4 protein-coding genes are annotated in these 3,849 nt (G+C 64.0%); all 4 read left to right on the forward strand.

Annotated features, from left to right (window positions below):
* Positions 1-1,125: NAD(P)/FAD-dependent oxidoreductase (locus K2W81_RS11870; RefSeq protein ID WP_294104550.1), on the forward strand; the 1,125-nt coding region annotated here is incomplete at its 5' end.
* Positions 1,126-1,328: 203 nt separating this feature from the next.
* A complete protein-coding gene (locus K2W81_RS11875; RefSeq protein WP_294104552.1) occupies positions 1,329-1,967 on the forward strand; it encodes a CerR family C-terminal domain-containing protein in 639 nt (212 codons plus the stop codon).
* Positions 1,964-3,067, forward strand: a complete 1,104-nt coding sequence (locus K2W81_RS11880) for an HlyD family secretion protein (protein ID WP_294104554.1) — start codon at positions 1,964-1,966, stop codon at positions 3,065-3,067. Before K2W81_RS11875 ends, K2W81_RS11880 begins: the two co-directional genes overlap by 4 nt.
* Positions 3,068-3,070: 3 nt before the next feature.
* The coding region (locus K2W81_RS11885) for a DHA2 family efflux MFS transporter permease subunit (protein ID WP_294104556.1) at positions 3,071-3,849 on the forward strand (779 nt) is incomplete at its 3' end.

Raw genomic sequence — 3,849 nt, forward strand, 5'->3', positions numbered from 1 at the left:
GTCACCGAGGGGCGCGAGGTGCAGTATAGCTGCAATTTCCTCTTCATGTGCTCGGGCTATTATAACTATGCCAAGGGGCACCGGCCCGAGTTTGCCGGTGAGGGCAATTTCGCGGGGCAGATCATCCACCCGCAATTCTGGCCCGAAAATCTGGACTATGCCGGCAAAAAGGTCGTCGTGATCGGATCGGGCGCGACGGCTGTCACGATCGTGCCCGAAATGGCGAAGACGGCAGCGCATGTGACGATGCTTCAGCGCTCGCCGACTTACGTGGTGTCGCGCCCGTCCGAAGATGCGGTCGCCAACCGCTTGCGCAAATTTCTGCCGACCAAGCTTGCCTATGCGCTGGTGCGGTGGCGCAACGTGTTGTTCGGCATGTATTTCTACAATGCCGCGCGCAAGCATCCGGTGCAGGCGAAGGAACGCGTGCTCGAGATGCTGAGCGAGCATCTGCCGGCCGAGACGATCGCCGAGCATTTCACCCCGCGCTACAATGTCTGGGACCAGCGGCTGTGCCTGGTGCCCGACTCCGATCTGTTTGGTGCGATCAAGGCGGGGTCGGCCTCGGTCGCGACCGACACGATCGCGCATTTCGATGCCGGCGGCATTGTGCTCAATTCAGGCAAGCGGCTCGATGCCGATATCGTCGTGACCGCGACGGGGCTCGAACTGCAATTGCTGAGCGATGTTGCCTTCACCGTCGACGGCGAAGCGCGCGATTTGGCGAATACCTATAATTACAAGGGCATGATGTATAGCGACATGCCCAATCTGGCGTCCTCCTTCGGCTATACCAATGCGAGCTGGACGCTGAAGGCCGATCTGACGTGCAGCTATGTCTGCCGCCTGCTCAACACGATGAAGAAGCGCGGGATGCGCCAGGTAACGCCGCGGATCGAAGGCGATTTGCAGCCCGCGCCGTTCCTCGATTTCACCTCGGGCTATGTCACCCGGGCGATGGAGCGCTTCCCCAAGCAGGGGAACAAGCAGCCGTGGCAGGTGCACCAGAATTATCTGAAGGACCTGACCGCGCTGCGCTTCGGTTCGGTCGATGACGAGATGGAATTTTCCAATCCGGTGCGGCGCGCCGAACATGCGCGCGCGGGGGAAGTCGTGCCCGCCTGAGCAGGATGGCGATCAGGTGCCCGTGCGGGCCCGTCTAGCTGTCCGGATGGGCGGCGGGGTAGCCGCGTAGCCGTGGGCGATGCGGACAACGAGCCGGGGCGCAAATCGGATTCTTGCCAATAAGCGACTTTTTCGATTGCCAGTTCGTTCGAACGAACTAAATCGGTCGCCGATACCGCAACCCGGCAGGATGACTCGCGCGCTTGGCTCACGACCGGCTCCTCGACATGGCGATCCGCGAATTCGGGCTGAAGGGTCTCGAAGGCGCGAGCACGCGCAGCATTGCGGCGGCAGCGGGGACGGCAATGTCGGCGATCACCTATCATTATGGCGGCAAGGAAGGGCTGTATCTCGCCGCCGCCGATCATATCGCGGCGCAGCTCGGTGAGGATATGGGGCCCGCGCTCGAACAATCGGCAACGCTGGCCGGTGGGGACGCCGCCAGCGCGCGCGCGGTGATTCACACGATCATGGGCCGCTTTGCCGACAAGTTGATGCAACCCGACAGCGAGTCCAAATCGCTGTTCATCATCCGCGAACAAATGCACCCGACCGAGGCGTTCGACCGCATCTATGGCGGGATGATGGGCCAGATGCTCGAAACGCTCGTACGTCTGGTGTGCATTGCCAGCGGCGACCATGATGAGGCCCGCGCGCGCCTGTTGACGGTGACGCTGATCGGTCAGGTGATTGTGCTGCGCGCGTCGCGGGCATCGTGCCTGCGCTTGCTGCGTGCCGACGCGGTCGATGTGGTGCTGGTCGATGCGCTGAAGGCGCGCGTCGCCGCCAATGTCGACGCCATTCTCGATTCCCTCATTGCGACACGACAGGAACCCCGATGACCGATGTGAGCATGCCGCAGGGCGGGCTGAAGTCCGACGAGCCCGTGGCCGACGCCAAGCCGTCACTCTTCCGGCGCCCGCTGTTCTGGGTGATCCTGCTCGTCGTCGGCGGCACGCTGATCGGTGGTGGTACGCTCTATTGGCTTGATGCACGCCAGTATGAATCGACCGACGATGCCTTTGTCGACGCCCACATCGTCCGCATCGCGCCGACGGTCGCGGGAACGCTGTTGCAGGTCGCCGATGTCGACAATCGGCATGTCGAAGCCGGTGCGCTGCTCGGGGTGATCAAGGCGCAGAACCCGCAGGCGCAACTCGCCGAGGCGCAGGCTGGTGTCGCGCAGGCTGAAGCGCAGATCGAAACTGCTCGCGCGCAAGTCACCGCAGCCGAGGCACAGCGCGCGCAGGCAATCGCGCAGGCGCGCGCGCCGCTCGCGGTTGCGGACAAGGCGTCGCAGGATCTGGCGCGCTACGAACAATTGCTCAAGCTCGATCCCTCGGCGGTTGCGGGGCAGCAGCTCGACGCCGCGCGCGCGCAGGCACGGCAGGCGAGCGCCGAAGCCGCTGCTGCCCGCACGCAGATCGCCAATGCCGACGCCAATATCCGCGTGTCGCGGCGCCAGATCACCGCCGCGCAAGCCGCCGCCGATGCGCGGCGCGCAGTGGTGCAGCAGGCGAGCATCAATGTAGGCGATTACCGCCTGACCGCGCCGGTATCGGGGCAAGTGGTCAACCGGTCGGTCAACATCGGCTCCTATGTCGCGCCGGGGGCGCCGCTGATGTCGATTGTGCCCGATCGCATCTGGGTGACGGCAAATTTCAAGGAAACCCAGCTAGAGCTGATGCGTCGGGGCCAGCCGGTCGAGCTGCGGGTTGATGCGTTCCCCGATGTGAAGTTTCGCGGGCGCGTCGATTCGATCCAGCGCGGGGCAGGACAGGCCTTCTCGCTGCTGCCCGCGCAGAACGCGACCGGCAATTTCGTCAAGGTCGTTCAGCGCGTACCGGTCCGGATCGAATTCGACGTCAAGAACGGCCCTGATCCGCGCCGCTACCCGATCGGCCCCGGCATGTCGGTGATCCCGACGGTCAAGGTGCGCTGAGCGATGGCCAGCGCCGCCGCTGCGCCCGAGATTTGGAACGCTGACCGGTCAGCGGCGGGGCGCGTCAATCCCTGGCTGATCGTCGCGATCATCAGCCTGCCGACCTTCATGGAAGTGCTCGACACGTCGGTGGCGAACGTCTCGCTCAACAATATCGCGGGCGGGCTGTCAGTAACAACCGATCAGGCGACCTGGGTGCTGACGAGCTATCTGGTCGCCAATGCGGTGATCATCCCGATCAGCGGCTGGCTGTCCGACGCGATCGGCCGCAAGCGCTATTTCCTGATTTCGATCGCGCTGTTCACGGTGGCGTCGTTCCTCTGCGGCATCGCCCCCAATCTCGAAACGCTGATCGTCGCGCGCATTTTTCAGGGCATCGGCGGCGGCGGGCTGGCGCCGATCGAGCAATCGATCCTCGCCGATACCTTCCCGCCGAAACAGCGCGGCATGGCCTTTGCTGCCTTTGCGATCGTGATCGTGGTGGGGCCAGTGCTCGGGCCGACAATCGGCGGATGGATCACCGATGCCGCGAGCTGGCACTGGATTTTCCTCGTCAATGTGCCGGTCGGCATCATCGCTTTCCTGCTTGCCCAGGCCTTTGTCGATGAACCCGCCGCCGTGAAGGCGGATCGCGCGGAGAAGATCAAGGGCGGGCTGCGGATCGATTATGTCGGCGTGATCCTCGTGTTTCTGGGACTTGGCTTCCTCGAACTCACGCTCGACCGCGGCGAGCGCGAGGATTGGTTCGCGAGCAGCTCGATCATCGCGACCGCGACGATTGC

This window comes from Sphingomonas sp. (assembly GCF_019749955.1).
Classification (GTDB): domain Bacteria; phylum Pseudomonadota; class Alphaproteobacteria; order Sphingomonadales; family Sphingomonadaceae; genus Sphingomonas.

Coding starts and splice junctions, on each gene's coding strand:
- K2W81_RS11880 (WP_294104554.1), top strand. CDS start 1,964: ATGACCGATGTGAGCATGCCGCAGGGCGGGCTGAAGTCCGACGAGCCC.